15 protein-coding genes and 1 riboswitch are annotated in these 16383 nt (G+C 74.0%); of the genes, 8 read left to right on the top strand and 7 right to left on the bottom strand.

Translation table 11 applies throughout. The features are described 5' to 3' along the window. Positions 1-361: 361 nt before the first annotated feature. Positions 362-769, bottom strand: coding sequence for a YidB family protein (locus ACIRPK_RS11395; RefSeq protein ID WP_403036282.1), 408 nt, complete (start codon positions 767-769; stop codon positions 362-364). A 143-nt stretch (positions 770-912) separates the two neighbouring features. Continuing rightward, positions 913-1075, top strand: a riboswitch (cobalamin riboswitch). Positions 1076-1175: 100 nt separating this feature from the next. On the opposite strand from ACIRPK_RS11395, the gene ACIRPK_RS11390 reads away from it, so the two are divergent. Genes ACIRPK_RS11390 through ACIRPK_RS11370 form a run of 5 tightly spaced genes read left to right on the top strand, consistent with a single transcriptional unit; the run spans position 1176 to position 7635 of the window. Continuing rightward, entirely contained in the window at positions 1176-2117 is a 942-nt protein-coding gene (locus tag ACIRPK_RS11390) for a cobalamin biosynthesis protein (RefSeq protein WP_403036368.1), read from the top strand. Further along, positions 2114-3631 (top strand): cobyric acid synthase, encoded by a 1518-nt coding sequence (locus ACIRPK_RS11385; protein WP_403036279.1) that lies wholly within the window; start codon positions 2114-2116, stop codon positions 3629-3631. The genes ACIRPK_RS11390 and ACIRPK_RS11385 overlap by 4 nt, the downstream gene beginning before the upstream one ends. Continuing rightward, positions 3628-5646, top strand: a complete 2019-nt coding sequence (locus tag ACIRPK_RS11380; protein WP_403036276.1) for a putative cobaltochelatase — start codon at positions 3628-3630, stop codon at positions 5644-5646. Before ACIRPK_RS11385 ends, ACIRPK_RS11380 begins: the two co-directional genes overlap by 4 nt. Before the next feature lie 2 nt (positions 5647-5648). Beyond that, complete coding sequence (gene cobO, locus ACIRPK_RS11375) at positions 5649-6254, top strand: cob(I)yrinic acid a,c-diamide adenosyltransferase (protein ID WP_403036273.1); 606 nt, start codon at positions 5649-5651, stop codon at positions 6252-6254. Positions 6255-6258: 4 nt separating this feature from the next. Beyond that, positions 6259-7635 (top strand): cobyrinate a,c-diamide synthase, encoded by a 1377-nt coding sequence (locus ACIRPK_RS11370; protein ID WP_403036270.1) that lies wholly within the window; start codon positions 6259-6261, stop codon positions 7633-7635. Here ACIRPK_RS11370 and ACIRPK_RS11365 read toward each other — a convergent pair. Then, entirely contained in the window at positions 7608-8159 is a 552-nt protein-coding gene (locus ACIRPK_RS11365; protein WP_403036267.1) for a GNAT family N-acetyltransferase, read from the bottom strand. The two genes, ACIRPK_RS11370 and ACIRPK_RS11365, sit on opposite strands and share 28 nt — an antisense overlap. A 136-nt stretch (positions 8160-8295) precedes the next feature. Between ACIRPK_RS11365 and cobC the strand changes: the two genes are divergently transcribed. Continuing rightward, entirely contained in the window at positions 8296-9699 is a 1404-nt protein-coding gene (cobC, locus tag ACIRPK_RS11360; protein WP_403036264.1) for an Rv2231c family pyridoxal phosphate-dependent protein CobC, read from the top strand. Between the two features lie 684 nt (positions 9700-10383). On the opposite strand, the gene ACIRPK_RS11355 is transcribed toward cobC, so the two are convergent. Together ACIRPK_RS11355 and ACIRPK_RS11350 are read right to left on the bottom strand one after the other, a co-directional pair. Then, complete coding sequence (locus ACIRPK_RS11355; protein ID WP_403036261.1) at positions 10384-10872, bottom strand: hypothetical protein; 489 nt, start codon at positions 10870-10872, stop codon at positions 10384-10386. 715 nt (positions 10873-11587) lie between these two features. Beyond that, complete coding sequence (locus ACIRPK_RS11350) at positions 11588-12160, bottom strand: hypothetical protein (protein ID WP_403036258.1); 573 nt, start codon at positions 12158-12160, stop codon at positions 11588-11590. A gap of 146 nt (positions 12161-12306) precedes the next feature. On the opposite strand from ACIRPK_RS11350, the gene ACIRPK_RS11345 reads away from it, so the two are divergent. Together ACIRPK_RS11345 and ACIRPK_RS11340 are read left to right on the top strand one after the other, a co-directional pair. Beyond that, a complete protein-coding gene (locus ACIRPK_RS11345; RefSeq protein ID WP_403036255.1) occupies positions 12307-13236 on the top strand; it encodes a phosphatidylinositol-specific phospholipase C in 930 nt (309 codons plus the stop codon). A gap of 130 nt (positions 13237-13366) precedes the next feature. Continuing rightward, positions 13367-13672 (top strand): hypothetical protein, encoded by a 306-nt coding sequence (locus ACIRPK_RS11340; RefSeq protein WP_403036252.1) that lies wholly within the window; start codon positions 13367-13369, stop codon positions 13670-13672. A 26-nt stretch (positions 13673-13698) separates the two neighbouring features. Here ACIRPK_RS11340 and ACIRPK_RS11335 read toward each other — a convergent pair whose 3' ends face one another. The 3 genes from ACIRPK_RS11335 to glnII all read right to left on the bottom strand — a co-directional run bounded on the left by ACIRPK_RS11335 (position 13699) and on the right by glnII (position 16383). Further along, entirely contained in the window at positions 13699-14088 is a 390-nt protein-coding gene (locus ACIRPK_RS11335; RefSeq protein WP_403036249.1) for a glyoxalase superfamily protein, read from the bottom strand. 49 nt (positions 14089-14137) lie between these two features. Continuing rightward, the gene (locus tag ACIRPK_RS11330; RefSeq protein WP_403036247.1) at positions 14138-15283 is read right to left on the bottom strand and encodes a M48 family metalloprotease; all 1146 of its coding nucleotides are present in this window, start codon (positions 15281-15283) and stop codon (positions 14138-14140) included. 77 nt (positions 15284-15360) lie between these two features. Next, positions 15361-16383, bottom strand: a complete 1023-nt coding sequence (gene glnII / locus ACIRPK_RS11325) for a glutamine synthetase (RefSeq protein WP_403036244.1) — start codon at positions 16381-16383, stop codon at positions 15361-15363.

The following is a 16383-nucleotide window of genomic DNA, read 5'->3' as shown; positions in this document are numbered from 1 at the left end:
CTGCGCCGTAGGCAGGCGCCCAGCCGTCAACTACCCAGGGGCTCGGGGCTGCGCCGTAGGCAGGCGCCCAGCCGTCAACTACCCAGGGGCTCGGGGCTGCGCCGTAGGCAGGCGCCCAGCCGTCAACTACCCAGGGGCTCGGGGAACTGCGAGGAGATCTGGCGCTCGGGTCACTGCGAAAGTCCCTGACCACCCACGCAGCGATCACCTTGCAAAGGCCGGCGTCGCAGTTCCCCGAGCCCCTGACTCTTCCGAAGCACCTGCCAAAAGGTCGGCGGCGCCCATGCGGCGGAGCCGCACAACAGCACAGCTCCGAGCCCCTGGTGGTGCACCACGTGCGCCCGCGCGGCGGAGCGGGGCGTCAGTTCTGCTTGCCGAAGAGCTCGTCGAGGGTGGCCGGGGTGGGGACTTCGCCGGTGGGGGTGAGCTGGTCGACGGCGGTGGGGAGCTGGGCGGCGAGGCGTTGGGTGAGTTCGTCGCGGGAGAGGCCGGACTGCTGGGCCAGGGCGTCCAGTTCGCGGTCGGGCAGGGCGGCGGCGAGCTCCGCGCCGGAGACCGGGTGGTTGTCACCGGTGCCGACCCAGGACTGGGCCTGGGAGCCGAGGCCGCCCTGGGTGAGCTGTTGGAGCAGTGCGCCGAGACCGCCAGCCGCCCCCTGGCCGCTGCCGAGTGCGCCGAGCAGCAGGGCGAGCAGGTTCCCCCCGCCGCCGGCGGCACCGCCGCCCGTGCCGCCGAGCAGACCCCCGAGAAGCTTGCCGAGATCGGTCATGACCGTCCTCCAGTCCGGTCGCGGACCCACGCCGCGCCAGGGCCAGCTTCACCCGCCCGGGAGCGCCCCGCGCGGTGGGGCGAACAGACGTGTGACCAAGCCCTCCGCACCCTTTGTTGACTGCCGGTCCGGCCACGTGATGGGATCTTTCAGCCAAACGGAGGCAAACAGAGGAAGCCGGTGCGAGTCCGGCGCGGTCCCGCCACTGTCACCGGGGAGCACCCTCGACCCATGGTCACGACGGCCCGCCGATGCGGCTGTTGGAAGGCCCGGGGGTGTGTCCGACCCGGAAGCCAGGAGACTCTCGCCCCCGGTACGTCGATCCAGGGCGCGGACCCTGAGTGAGGACACGCACGCCCATGCCGGCAGCCCTGAACCGAGCCGACCCGCCCCCGTCGTGCGCCGACTGACCCCCGCGCTCCCCTTCCTGCTCGGGTCCGTCGCCGGGTACCTGGCCGACGCGAGGTTCGCCGATCCCCGGCGGGGTCACCCCGTCGCCGTCTTCGGCTCCGCCGCGTCCCGGCTCGAGGGCCGGCTCTGGCGTGACCACCGGGCGGCCGGGGCCGCGTACACCGCCGCCTGTGTGGGCACCGTCGCGGCCGGGGCGGTGCTCGCCGAACGGGCCCTGCGCCGGGCGCCGCTGGCCCGGGCCGGCCTGGCGGCCGCCGCGACCTGGACGGTGCTGGGCGGCACCTCGCTGACCCGGGAGGCCCGCACCATCGGCCGCTCGCTCCGGGCGGACGATCTCGCGGCCGCCCGGGAGCGGCTGCCGCACCTGTGCGGCCGGGACCCGAGCGCGCTGGACGGGCCCGCGATCGCCCGGGCCGTGGTGGAGTCGGTCGCCGAGAACACCGCCGACGCCGTGGTGAACGCGCTCACCTGGGGCGCGCTGGCCGGTACGCCGGGCCTGCTCGCGTTCCGGGCCGTCAACACCCTGGACGCGATGGTCGGGCACCGTTCCCCGCGCCACCTGCGGTTCGGCTGGGCGTCGGCCCGGCTGGACGACCTGGCGGGCTGGCCGGGGGCCCGGCTGACCGCGCTGCTCACGGTGGCGGCGGCCCCCGAGCCTGCCACCGCCTGGCGGGTCTGGCGCCGTGACGGCTCGTCACACCCGAGCCCGAACGCGGGGCAGGCCGAGTCGGCCTTCGCCGGGGCGCTCGGGGTCCGGCTGGGTGGCACCCTGCGGTACGGGGAGCGGGTCGAGCACCGGCCGGTGCTCGGCGGCGAGCTGCGGCCGGTGACGGTCGACGACATCGAACGGGCCTGCACGCTGTCCCGGCGGGTCGGAGTCCTGGCACTGGCGGTCACCGTGACCGGCCGGGCCCTGTACGCGTGGAGGAAGTCGTGAGCGGTTCGCTGCTGGTCGCCGGAACGACCTCGGACGCGGGCAAGAGCGTGGTCACCGCGGGCATCTGCCGCTGGCTGGCCCGACAGGGCGTCAGGGTCGCGCCGTTCAAGGCGCAGAACATGTCGCTGAACTCCTTCGTCACCGCCGACGGCGCCGAGATCGGCCGGGCGCAGGCGATGCAGGCGCAGGCCGCCCGGGTGGAGCCGGAGGCGGCGATGAACCCGGTGCTGCTCAAGCCCGGTGCGGACGGCCGCAGTCAGGTGGTGCTGCTCGGCCGGGCGATCGCCGAGGTCGGCGCGCTGGACTACCGCGAGCGCAAGCCGGTGCTGCTGGAGCGGGCCCTGGAGTGCCTGGCCGACCTGCGCAGCCGGTACGAGGTGGTGGTCTGCGAGGGCGCGGGCTCCCCCGCCGAGATCAACCTGCGGGACCGGGACATCGCCAACATGGGCCTGGCCACGGCGGCGAAGCTGCCGGTGGTGGTGGTCGGCGACATCGACCGGGGCGGGGTGTTCGCCGCGATGTACGGGACGCTGGCGCTGCTCTCGGCCGAGGACCAGGCGCTGGTGGCGGGCTGGTTCGTGAACAAGTTCCGGGGCGACGCCCGGCTGCTGGCGCCCGGGCTCGAGATGCTGCGCGAGCTGACGGGCCGTCCGGTACTGGGCACCCTGCCGATGCTGTCCGGGCTGTGGCTGGACGCCGAGGACTCGCTCGACCTGACCACCGTGGTGGACCGGGGCTCGGTGCGCGGCCCGGTCGGCGCCGACGTGCTGCGGGTCGCGGTGGTCCGCTTCCCGAGGCTGTCCAACTTCACCGACCTGGACGCGCTGGCCCAGGAGCCCGGGGTGCTGGTCCGCTGGGCCACCCGGGCCGAGGAGCTGGCCGACGCGGATCTGGTGGTGCTGCCCGGCACCCGGGCCACCGTGGCGGACCTGGCCTGGCTGCGCGAACGCGGTCTGGAGCCGGTGCTGAAGGCGCGGGCGGCGGCCGGCCGGCCGGTGCTCGGGGTCTGCGGCGGGTACCAGATGCTCGGTCAGGTGATCGAGGATCAGGTGGAGTCCAGGGCGGGCACCGTCCAGGGCCTCGGCCTGCTGCCGACCCGGGTGGTGTTCGGCCGGGAGAAGGTGCTGGCCCGACCGGTCGGCGAGGCTTTCGGCGAGCGGGTCGAAGGGTACGAGATCCACCACGGCGTGGTGACGGTCGAGAGCGGGGAGCCCTTCTTGGACGGCTGCCGGGTCGGCTCGGTCCGGGGCACCACCTGGCACGGCGCGCTGGAGAACGACGGCTTCCGCCGGGCGCTGCTGCGCGAGGTGGCCGAGCAGGCGGGCCGGGCTTTCGTCCCGGCCCCCGACACCTCGTTCGCCGCCGCCCGGGAGGAACGCCTGGACCGGCTGGGCGACCTGATCGAGGAGCACGCCGACACCGACGCACTGTGGAAGCTGATCGAGGGCGGCGCGCCCGCCCACCTGCCGTTCGTCCCACCCGGGGCGCCCCGAGCTACGGAGACCGACCGATGACCGACGTGCGTTACCCCTTCACCGCGATCGTCGGCATGGCCGACCTGCGGCTCGGGCTGCTGCTGAACGCCGTCTCGCCGGCCGTCGGCGGGGTGCTGGTGCGCGGCGAGAAGGGCACCGCCAAGTCGACCATGGTGCGGGCCCTGGCCGGGCTGCTGCCCTCGATCGACACCGTGCCCGGCTGCCGGTTCTCCTGCGACCCGGCCTCCCCCGACCAGGGCTGCCCGGACGGCCCGCACACCCCGGCCGGAGGCGACCGCCGCCCGGCGCACCTGGTGGAGCTGCCGGTCGGCGTCTCCGAGGACCGGATCGTCGGCTCGCTCGACCTGGAGCGCGCGCTGGCCGAGGGCGTCAAGGCGTACGAGCCCGGCCTGCTGGCCAAGGCGCACCGGGGCGTGCTCTACATCGACGAGGTGAACCTGCTCCAGGACCACGTGGTGGACCTGCTGCTGGACGCCGCCGCGATGGGCCGCTCGTACGTCGAGCGGGAGGGCGTCTCGGTCCGGCACGCGGCCCGCTTCCTGCTGGTCGGCACGATGAACCCGGAGGAGGGTGAGCTGCGGCCGCAGCTGCTGGACCGGTTCGGCCTCACCGTGGAGATCGCCGCCACCCGGGAGCCGGGCGAGCGGGCCGAGGTGGTCCGCCGCCGGCTGGCGTACGACGCCGACCCGGACGGCTTCGCGGCCCGGTTCGCGGCCGAGGAGCGGGAGCTGGCCGAACGGATCACCGCCGCCCGGGAGTTGCTGCCGAGCGTGCTGCTGCCCGATGTGGCGCTGCGTCAGATCACCGCCGTCTGCGCGGCGTTCGAGGTGGACGGGCTGCGCGCGGACATCGTGATGGCCAGGACCGCCGTCGCGCTGGCCGCCTGGGAGGGCCGGACCGAGGTGAGCGAGCAGGACGTCCGCAAGGCCGCCCAGCTGGCTCTGCCGCACCGTCGGCGGCGCAACCCGTTCGACGCCCCCGGGCTGGACGAGGAGCAGCTCGACCGCACCCTGGACGAGCACGCCGAGGGCCCGGAGGACGACGGCCCCGACCCCGACCCCGACGGCGGCCCGGACGGCGGCGGCGCCCCCGAACCGCAGGGCGACGCCCCGGACGGCCCGTCGGCCGCCGAGGAGCCCGCCGGGGAGCCGGAGCTGCCGTCGCAGGCGCAGGGCGGCGGCAGCAAGGCCCCGGTGGCCTCGGCCGGGGAGCCGTACCGGACCCGGCTGTTCAAGGTGCCGGGCACCGGCAAGGGCGCCCAGGGGCGCCGCTCCCCCGCCGAGACCGACGGCGGGCACACCATCCGCTCGCGCCGGCCGCAGGGCCCGCTGAGCCGGCTGCACCTGAGCGCCACCCTGCAGGCCGCCGCACCGCACCAGGCGGCGCGCGGACGGGACTCCAGGGCGCTGGTGCTGCGCAAGGACGACTTCCGGGAACAGGTGCGCCAGGGAAGGGAGTCCAACCTGGTGCTGTTCGTGGTGGACGCCTCGGGGTCGATGGCGGCCCGGCAGCGGATGACCGCCGTCAAGGGCGCGGTGCTCTCGCTGCTGATGGACGCCTACCAGCGGCGGGACAAGATCGGCATGATCACCTTCCGGGGCAGCGGCGCCGAGCTGGCGCTGCCGCCGACCTCCTCGGTCGAGGTCGGCGCGGCCCGGCTGGCACAGCTGCCCACCGGCGGACGGACCCCGCTGGCCGCCGGGCTGCTCCGGGCACACGAGACGCTCCGGGTGGAGCGGATGCGCGACCCGCACCGCCGCCCGCTGCTGGTGGTGGTCACCGACGGCCGGGCCACCGGCGGCAAGGACGCGCTGCCGCAGGCCGGCCGGGCGGCCGGGCTGCTGGCCGCCCAGGGCGTGGCGAGCGTGGTGCTGGACTGCGAGTCCGGCCACGTCCGGCTCGGTCTGGCGCACACCCTGGCGGCCCAGCTGAACGCCTCCGCCGTCACCCTGGACGACCTCAGGGCCGAGGGCGTCGCCGCCCTGGTGCACGCGCACCGGCCCTCCTCCGCCTCGATCCGAAAGGCCGCCTGACCATGCCGCAGGGAAAGCCCGAGACCGTCCCCGACGACGGCCTGACCACCCGTCAGCGCCGCACCCAGCCGATCACCGCCGTGCACACCGGCCCCGGCAAGGGCAAGTCCACCGCCGCCTTCGGGATGGCGCTGCGGGCCTGGAACCAGGGCTGGCCGGTCGGGGTGTTCCAGTTCGTCAAGTCGGCCAAGTGGAAGGTCGGCGAGGAGAACGCGCTCAAGGTGCTCGGCGCCTCCGGCGAGGGCGGCACGGTCGCCTGGCACAAGATGGGCGAGGGCTGGTCCTGGGTCCAGCGCTCCGCCGACATGGTCGAGTCCAGCGAGGAGGCGGCCAAGGAGGGCTGGGAGCAGGTCAAGCGCGACCTGGCCGCCGAGACGTACCGCTTCTACGTACTGGACGAGTTCACCTACCCCATGCACTGGGGCTGGGTCGACGTGGCCGAGGTGGTCGAGGTGCTCCGCAACCGCCCCGGCAACCAGCACGTGGTGATCACCGGCCGGTACGCCAAGGACGAGCTGCTCGAACTGGCCGACCTGGTCACCGAGATGACCAAGCTGAAGCACCCCATGGACGCCGGCCGCAAGGGCCAGCGCGGTATCGAGTGGTAGTCCGTTGAACATCCCCCGTCTCGTCGTCGCCGCGCCCTCCTCGGGCGCGGGCAAGACCACCGTGGCCACCGGCCTGATGGCCGCGCTGGCCGCCCGTGGCCTGGCGGTCTCCCCGCACAAGGTCGGCCCCGACTACATCGACCCCGGTTACCACGCGCTCGCCGCCGGGCGCCCGGGCCGCAACCTGGACGCCTTCATGTGCGGGCCCGACCGGGTCGCCCCGCTGTTCCTGCACGGGGCGGCCGGGGCCGACGTGGCCGTGGTGGAGGGCGTGATGGGGCTCTACGACGGCGCCGCCGGGCGGGGCGAACTGGCCTCCACGGCCCATGTCGCCAAGCTGCTCCGGGCGCCGGTGGTGCTGGTGGTGGACGCCTCCTCGCAGTCCCGCTCGGTGGCCGCGCTGGTGCACGGCTTCGCCTCCTGGGACCCGGAGGTCAGGCTGGCCGGGGTGATCCTCAACCGGGTCGCCTCGGACCGGCACGAGCAGCTGCTCCGGGAGGCGCTGGAGGAGGGCGGCGGGGTCCAGGTGCTCGGCTGCGTCCGGCGTTCGGCCGCCGTCGCCACGCCGTCCCGGCACCTGGGCCTGATCCCGGCCGTCGAGCGGTCGGCGGACGCGCTGCGCGCGGTCCGGGACATGGGCGAGCTGATCGGCGCCTCGGTCGACCTGGACGCGCTGCTCGAACTGGCCCGCAGCGCACCGCCGTTGGACGCCGAGCCGTGGTCGGCCGCCGCCGAGGTGGAGCCGGTGCCCGGCCGGCCCCGGGTCGCGCTGGCGGCCGGTGCGGCGTTCTCCTTCTCGTACGCGGAGAACGCCGAGCTGCTGGCGGCGGCGGGGGCCGAGGTGGTCCCGTTCGACCCGCTGCACGCCCCGGAACTCCCGGCGGGCGCGGCCGGGTTGGTGATCGGCGGCGGCTTCCCGGAGATGTACGTCAAGGAGCTCAGCGCGAACGCCGGGCTGCGCGCCTCGATCGCCGCGCTGGCCGCCGCCGGGGCGCCGGTCAGCGCCGAGTGCGCCGGACTGCTGTACCTGGGAAAGGAGTTGGACGGCGCGCCGATGTGCGGCGTGCTGCCGACCACCGCCCGGATGACCGAACGGCTCACCCTGGGCTACCGGGAGGCGGTCGCGCTCACCGACAGCGTGCTGGCGCCGACCGGCTCGCGGCTGCGCGGGCACGAGTTCCACCGGACGGTCTGCGAGCCGGGCGCGGGCGAGCCGCCCGCCTGGGGCTGGCGGGGCCCGGCCGGGGCCTGCACCGAAGGCTTCGTGAGCGGCTCGGTGCACGCCTCGTACCTGCACCTGCACTGGGCCGGGGCACCCGAACTCGCCGCACGGTTCGTCCGGGCCGCCGCCGACTACGCCGCCGGGGTGGGGAGTTCGTAGATCAGCTCGCGGCCGTCCTCCTCGTCCCACTGCTCGCCGACGTGGACCAGGCCGAAGGCGGCGACGGTGGCCAGCGAGGCCGTGTTGTCCGGGCTGACGGTGGCCCGGAGCACGGTCACCGCCGGTTCGGCGGCCGCCTGCCGGATCAGCGCGGCCAGGATCGCCTTGGCGTACCCCCGGCGGCGCTGCCCCTCGGCCACGCCGTAGCCGACCTCCACCATGCCGCGCGCGTCCGGCGGGCCGTGGAAGCCGGCCGCGCCGATCACCACACCGTCGGCCAGCACCGCCCGGGTCACCCACTCGGCACTCGACGGGTCGTCACCGGTCTGGTGGTAGCGGCGGGCCCAGACGCCGAGCATCCGGCCGTCGGCCAGGTCGGCGGGGAAGTCGAGGCCGCTGACGGCGGCCGCGCCGACCGGGTCGCCCACCATCAGGGCGGCCATCGCGGCGCGGGGCACCTGCACCAGGCTGACCCGGGTGGCGGCGGAAGGGGCGGAGGTCCAGGGTGCTGATCGTTCGGTCACAGGCGGATGCTCGTCCAGCCGACGGTCGGTGTCCACCGGATTTCCGGCGCGTCGCAGCTCACAACCCGCACGATTGACCAGTTCAGCGGCACCGTGGTGGGATTTCCGGAGTACCGGCCGTCGAGAGGAACCAGCAGTGAACCACCCCTCTCTCACGGTCGGGGTCGGCGCCCGCAGCGGCGTCGCCGCCGCCGAGCTGCTCGGCCTGATCGACGCCGCGCTGACCGCGCTCGGGCGGAGCCGGGGCGAGGTGGCCCGGCTGGCCACCGTCACCACCCGGGCCGGCGAGCCCGGTCTGCTGGCCGCCGCACGGGCCCTCGCCGTCCCGCTGGTCGGCCACTCCGCCGAGGACCTGGCGGCCGTCCCGGTGCCGACCCCGTCCGACGTCGTCCTCGCCGCCACCGGCACCCCCGGGGTGGCCGAGGCCGCCGCCCTGCTCGCCGCCGCTCCCGGCGGCCAACTCCTCGCCGCCAAGCGGAAGTCCGCGAGCGCCACGGTGGCCGTCGCCGGTCCCGGCCCCGACCTGCGCCACCACGGGGACGCCGAGGTGCGTACCGGCGGCCTGGTCGACCTGGCCGTGAACGTCCGCGCCGGCACCCCGCCGGACTGGCTCCGCGAGCACCTCGCCGCCACCCTGGCCGACCTGGCCGCCTACCCCGACGGCACCGCCGCCCGGGCCGCCGTCGCCGCCCGGCACGGCCGGCCGGCCGAGGAGGTGCTGCTCACGGCGGGGGCGGCCGAGGCTTTCGTGCTGCTGGCCCGGGTGCTGAGGCCGCGTCACGCGGTGGTGGTGCACCCGCAGTTCACCGAGCCGGAGGCCGCGCTGCATGACGCCGGGCACCAGGTGCACCGGGTGCTGCTCTCCCCCGCCGACGGCTTCCGGCTGACGCCCGGCGCGGTGCCGGAGGCGGCCGACCTGGTGGTGATCGGCAACCCGACCAACCCCACCTCCGTCCTGCACCCGGGCCTGGCCGAACTCGCCCGCCCCGGCCGGACCCTGGTGGTGGACGAGGCGTTCGTCGACACCGTCCCCGGCGAACGGGAGAGCCTGGCCGCCGCCCGGGGCCTGCCCGGTGAGGTGGTGGTGCTGCGCAGCCTGACCAAGACCTGGGGCCTGGCCGGCCTCCGGATCGGCTACGTACTCGCCCCCGCCGACCTGATCGCCCGGCTCGGTGCGGCCCAGCCGCTCTGGCCGGTCTCCACCCCGGCGCTGGCCGCCGCCGAGGCGTGCAGCACGCCCGCCGCGCTGGCCGAGGCGGAGGCCGCCACCCACACCCTGGCCGGTCAACGCGCCCACCTGTTGCGGGGGTTGGCGGCACTGCCGGGGATCACCGTGCACGGCTCGCCGGCCGCCTCGTTCGTGCTGATCCACACGCCCGGCGCAGCGGTGCTGCGCACCCGGCTGCGGGCCGCCGGCTTCGCGCTGCGCCGGGGCGACACCTTCCCCGGTCTCGGCCCGGACTGGCTGCGGATCGCGGTCCGGGACGAGGCCACCACCGACCGCTTCCTCGGCGCACTCTCGGCTCTCGTCCGGAACTGACCCCGCCCTCATTCGGCACACAGCCCGCTCTCACCCGGCATTCCCAGGCTCCCCGGCAGTTGACCCAGGAGACCGAGGAGCACAGCCACGGGACCCGACCACCACCGTCTCGCCCAGCACGACGGAGGACCTCACCGCCCTGTTCGCGGGTGCGGGCACCTGCACGTTCTCGCCCGGGGCCACCCAGGGCCCGTCCTCCTTCGACGCCGACAAGATCCGCAACGACATCCGCGAGAACCGGGAGGGGGTCAGGCTCCGACTGGCCATCCGGGTCCAGGACAGCGAGACCTGCGGACCGCCGGCCGACGCGGTGGTCGAGATCTGGCACTGCGACGCGGCCGGACTGCCTGGACTCAACTGGTCGTCGCAACACCGGCTTCTTGAAGGGACAGTAGGTGCTCGTCGAGGGCTTCGGCCGGACCTCACACCGACGGACGACAAGCGCTACCTGCGCGGCGCCCAGGTCGCCAACGGCGACGGCATCCTCCAGTTCACCACCGGCTGGCCGGGCCGGTACGTCAGCCGCACCGTCCACATCCACGCCATGGTGCACACCGACAACGAACGCACCCTCACCACCCAGCCATGCTCCGCCAGGTCACCGAGGACGCCGACGGCAACCTCGGCGTCATCACCTCCGGCTTCGACCCCGACAAGGACGGGAGGCAGCAACCTGCCGGATCGTCAGAACGGGCGGTACCAGGGCCGCTTGACCGGCGGCAGCGCGCGGGCGAAGAACTCCGCCAGCTCCGCGCGCTGCCCCTCGTCGAACACCCCCTGCGGCATGAACCCGACCGCCTTGTTGGTCTGCTGGAGGTACCAGAACCCCGCCCGCCCGGTCACCTCGCGGTACAGCCGCCACTCCACCGTCGCGTCGCTGGCGGCCGTCCGCAGCGAGTACGCCTGCTCCGTCACCCGCACCGTCCACGGCTCCGCGATCAGCTCGGCGCTCTTCTTCGCCCCGCCCCGGACCACCATCACCTCGCACAGCACCATCAGCACCGGCCCCAGGACCAGCAGCCACAGGTTGGGCTTCCCGTCCCCCGCCCACTTCAGCAGTCCGACCACCGTGATGAGCGCACTGGCCATGACCATCCGCCGCAGCGCCGGAACGTTCCGGATCGCCCTCCGGAGGTCCTGCTCGGTCAGCCGGAAGGTGGCGGTGATGTCCATGCGCGGGCGCTGCTCTCTGCTCGAAACGTCACCCGCACATCAGTACGGAGATCGACGCATGGTGGCCGCCCCGCCCGCGCAAAGTCAAACAGGTTCGCCGCCCGGCAAACGGCGTCAGATCTGAACCACCTGGACGTCGTGGGCATCCAGCGCCGCCGGATGAACCGTGATGTCGGCCCGGCTCACTGGTGAGGAGCACCGCGCCTCCGTGCCGGGCCGCAGCCAGCGCGACCAGAGCGCCCACGGCGTCCACGGCGTCCGGGCGCTTTTTCGGCGGAAGTTCCGCCCTGCCGAGTGCGCTGCCACCCCGTCAGATCCGGCACCGTCCCGCACCTGATGCAGGCCGGCTGCCCGGCGGTGGTGGGTCGCATCGCCGGGGCCGAACTGCGCGCCTGCGGCACGGTGCAGTCCTTCAGGGCGGTAGCCACGGCCTGCACGGTCGCGGGACTCGGCCGCCACACCTGGGCGAGCACCGGACCGAGCACCACCGCACGATGCGGCGTGCCCTTGAGACCGTCGCGCAGCCGTACCGCTTTGGCCTTCCGGTCCGCAAGCGCGATCAGCATGCCGGTGTCGTAGACCGGCCTCCGCAGAGTCACGCGGCGTTACCCGGAGGCGGGGCCGGGACATCATCGCCGTGGACGAGCCCCAGCGTCTCCGCCACCTCCCACCGCTGCCCGCCCGTTCGGCATGCTCCCGGATACGCTCGGCGTGATCACGATCGAGGCTGATCCTGGTCCTGGCCGAGCACCAGCCCGGCGGCCCACTCGGCGAGGGCCGTGAAGTGCTCGGGCTGGAGCCCGAAGCGGTGGTCGACGTGCACGGTGAGGGCCGGGGCCGGGTGATGGGCGGCGATCCAGACGGTGTCGCGTTCGGTCAGTTCGTCGTCCACCCAGGCGAAGGGGCGGCCGGCGGCCCAGGTGACCAGGTGGCGGGTCTTCCAGTGCAGGTCCTCGGGGTCGCCCTGGTGCATGGTCGGCCAGTCCACGTAGGGGAGTCGGGGCAGGCCGAGCAGCGGGGAGACCCAGGTGTTGGCCTCGTCGGTCCAGGTGGTGCACCAGACCAGGTCGTACGGGAGCGCCAGCAGGGCCGGGCCGTGCTCCGGGTTGAGCCAGAGCCGGAGCGGGCGGACCCGGTCGGCGGGCCGGTGCTGCCACTGCATCTGCCGGGCGATCCAGGAGGCGGGCCTGACCCGGTGGGTCAGGTAGCCCTCGGGGCGGCGGTGCGGCTTGGCGTTGTACGGGTTCAGCGGGCCGTCCACATCGAGCAGGAGCAGCGGTCGGGACATCGGGACTCCTCGGGACGGTACGTGGGAGAACCCTAGACACTCCGTCGTCCGGGCGCCGCCGGATTTCGTCGGGGGGCTTGTGGAGTGGGCCCGGGCGGCGGGACCGTGGTGGCCGTACGCCGTCAACTCCCGTACCGGAGGCACCTATGCAGCTGACCCGCCGTACGCTCCTCGGCACCGCCGCCGCCACCCTGGTCACGGGTGCGCTCGGCAGCGGCCCGGCCGTGGCCGCCCCAAGAGCGGGGTCGTCCTGGATGGCGGGCCTGCCGGACGGGCGGTCGCTGCTGCGGATGACCATCCCGGGCACGCACGACTCCTGCTGCACCGATCCGGCGAACGGCAGCGAGTGGTCGCACACCCAGAACTGGGGCGTGCCGGAGCAGTTGGAGCGCGGCATCCGCTTCCTCGACATCCGGTGCAACGGCCTGGCGGGCGCGCCGGACGCGTTCGGGATCTACCACGCGGGCTGGTACCAGAACACCACCTTCGACCAGGTGCTGAACCAGTGCCGGAGCTTCCTGGCCGGCCACCCGGGCGAGGTGCTGCTGATGCGGGTGAAGAAGGAGAACGGCACCAACAACGACGTCGGCGCGGACTTCGCCCGGATCTTCAACGGCTATCTGGACACCAAGGGGTACCGGCCGCTGTTCTGGACGAATCCGTGGTTCCCCGCCCTGGGTCAGGCCCGGGGGCGGATCGTGCTGCTGACCGACTTCGCCAACGACTGGTCCGTGCTGCACTGGCCGGGCGGGGACAACGGCTTCCTGTCCAACGACGTGATCGACCTGCAGGACCGGTACACCGGGATCAGCAGCGGCACCAAGTGGACCTCGTACGTGCAGCGGCAGTTCGACAACGCCTTCAACGACCAGAACTCGGCGAAGCTCTACCTCAACTTCGCCAGCATCGGGAACGGTGAGTGGCCGAAGTACTCCTCACAGACCGTCATGCAGAAGGTCTGGGAGTACCTGGAGGCCCGCAAGCAGCAGCGGGCGAACCTCGGCGTGGTGCCGATGGACTTCCCCGACTTCCACACCAACGCCCTGCAGCTCCTGATCGACAAGAACTTCATCTGACCGGCTCCGTCAGCCCGTCGGTGCCCCGCCGTCATCCCTTCCGGGGAACCGGCGCGTGTCCGGCGGGGCCGCGGCGGCCCGGGGCGGGATGATCACCGATGATTCCGGCCCACCCTGGGAAAGAGACCTGATGATCCGCAAGACCGCCGCCTCCGTCTCCGCCGTCGCACTCGCCGTGCTGGGGGCGGCGCCCGCCGTCGCCTGGGCCGCCCCCGACCCGACCGCTGTGGCGCTGGACACCACCTGCTCGGAGGTCGGCAAGCTCGGCGCCCAGCAGGCCTTCGCGATGACCGCGATCGCCGCCCAGCCGCTGCCGGTGGCCGGGCTGGTCCAGCAGTGCACCGACAGCGCCCTCTCGGTGGAGGGCGACGCCGAACTCATGCACGCCCTCAGCGGGGCACCGTCGCTGGCCGGCAGCGGGCCGCTGGTCGGCTGACGCCCGCCCGGCCGGCGGACGCCGGGTCAGCCGGCCGGCGCGGAGCCGTCCCGGGCGGGCAGCTGCTGGACCGCCCAGCCGTTGCCGTCCGGGTCCGCGAAGAAGACGAACGAGCCCCACGGGAACTCCTGGACCTCGCTCACCGCCACACCCCGCGCGGCGAGTTCCGCGCGCGCGGCGTGGATGTCGGCGACCACCAGCTGGAGCCCCTGGGCCGAGCCCGGCGGGGTGTCCAGCAGCCCCGTCCCCAGGGCGATCGAGCAGGCCGAACCCGGGGGCGTGAGCTGGACGAAACGGACCGTGTCGCTGACCGTGTGGTCGTGGTCGGCGTGGAAGCCGACCTGATCGGTGTAGAACGCCTTGGCCCGGTCCACGTCCGTGACCGGGACCGCCACCAGTTCGAGTTTCCAGTCCATACCGGCGACGCTACCGAACACCGGCCGGCCCCTCACCCCGACACGCGCCTCAGCCCGCGTGCGCCGCCGCCCAGGCCCGGGCGGCGGCGATCCGGGCGGTGGTGCTGGGATGGCCGGCGAAGAGCAGCTGGAGCAGCCGGGGCGGGTCGACGTCGGCGATGTTGGCCACCGCCAGCCGGTGCTGCATCGCGATGAACTGCTCCGGGTCCGAGGTGAGTTCGAGGGCGTGGCGGTCGGCCCTGGCCTCGATCCGGCGGCTCGCGGCGCACTGGAACGGCCCGGCCAGGGCGCCGAGCACGGCCGCGCAGGCCGCGAACAGGAAGAGCGAGCGCGGGTCGGCGGCCGAAGCGGCCGAAGCGGCGTCGAGCAGCGGCCGCCAGGAGGTGAGCAGTCCGAGCAGGACGACCGCGACGGCGGCGCCGAGCGAGCCGAGCAGGGTGCCGGTGAGGACGTCCCGGTGCTTGACGTGGCCGAGTTCGTGGGCGACCACGAGTTCGACCTCGCGCGGGTCGGCGGTGCCGATCAGGGTGTCGTACGCGACGATCCGGCGGGTCGCGCCGAGGCCGGAGACGTAGGCGTTCAGCGCGGTGGTCCGGCGGGAGGCGTCGGCGACCAGCACCTCTTGGACCCGGATCGCGTCCCGCGCGGCCAAGTCCAGCAGCGCGGTGCGCAGTTCACCGGCGGGCAGCGGGGTGAACCGGTTGAACAGCGGCTCGACCAGCAGCGGGAAGAGGAACGAGAGCAGCGGCACCAGCAGGGCCGCGAGCAGCGCGGCGGGCAGCCACCAGCCCTCCGGTGACCGGTCGGTGAGCGCGTACAGCCCGTATCCCACCGGCAGCCCGAGCAGCAGGCCGAGGGCCAGCCCGCGCAGCCGGTCGGCCGCCCAGCCGGCCCAGCCCTGGGTGATCAGCCCGTACTCCCGGCGGATCACCCACAGCCGTGCGGCGGACGGGAGTTGGACCAGCTCGCCGATCAGCAGCAGGGCGGCGGTCCCGGCCAGGACCTGCGCCGTCCGGGTGCCGCCGAACAGGTCGCCGGCCCGGCCGACCAGTCCGGCCCCGGCCGGGGTGAGGCCGAGCAGCAGCAACGCGGCCGGCTCGGCGGCGCGGGCGCCGAGCGCCCAGGGCAGTTGGGCCCGGCGCAGCGCCCGGCCCCGGGCCACCTGCTCGGGGGTGAAGTCGTCCATGAAAGCCAAGGGTGGCAGAACGGCGGCGGCCCGCCCACCCCCGGAGGGGCGGACGGGCCGGGCGACGTGACTGGTGTTCAGCCGGATCAGACCTGGCCGGCCTTCTCCAGGGCCGAGCAGCAGGTGTTGACGATCAGGCGGGTGACCACGTACGGGTCGACGTTCGCGTTCGGGCGACGGTCCTCGATGTAGCCCTTGCGGTCCACCTCGACCTGCCACGGGATGCGGACCGAGGCACCGCGGTCGGACGCGCCGTAGGAGTAGACGTTCCACGGGGCGGTCTCGTGCTTGCCGGTCAGGCGGGACTGGATGTCGTCACCGTACTGGTTGACGTGCTCCAGGACCTTCTCCTGCGAGGCACCGAGCGACTCGCAGGCGGTGATGATGGCGTCGTAGCCCTCACGCATCGCCTTGGTGGAGAAGTTGGTGTGCGCGCCCGCGCCGTTCCAGTCGCCGCGCACCGGCTTGGCGTCCAGGGTCGCGTCGATGCCGAACTCCTCGGCGGTGCGGTAGAGCAGGTAGCGGGCGATCCACAGGTCGTCCGAGACGGTCAGCGCGTCGACCGGGCCGATCTGGAACTCCCACTGGCCGGGCATGACCTCGGCGTTGATGCCGCAGATCGCCAGGCCGGCGTCGATGCAGCGGTCGAGGTGCAGCTCGACGATCTCGCGGCCGAAGACCTCCTCGGCGCCGATGCCGCAGTAGTAACCACCCTGCGGGGCCGGGTAGCCGCCCTCCGGGAAGCCGAGCGGGCGGGAGCCCTTGAAGAAGGTGTACTCCTGCTCGATGCCGAAGATGGCCTCCTGAGCGGAGAACTGCTCGGCGACCGGACGCAGCAGCGCACGGGTGTTGGACTCGTGCGGGGTACCGTCCGTCTCCAGGACCTCGCAGAGGACCAGGATGTGGTCGCCGCCGCGGATCGGGTCCTTCACGACCTTGACCGGGTCGAGCACACGGTCCGAGGCGTGACCCTCGGCCTGGTTGGTCGACGAGCCGTCGAAGCCCCAGGTGGGGATCTTGTCCGCGTTGGCCAGCACCCGAGTCTTGGAACGGAGCTTGGCGGTCGGCTTGGTGCCGTCGATCCAGATGTACTCGGCCTTGATTGCCAT

Origin of the sequence: Kitasatospora sp. NPDC101801 (assembly GCF_044766665.1) — a bacterium.
Taxonomy (GTDB): Bacteria; Actinomycetota; Actinomycetes; order Streptomycetales; family Streptomycetaceae; genus Kitasatospora.
This window is presented reverse-complemented; position numbering and strand designations above follow the sequence as displayed.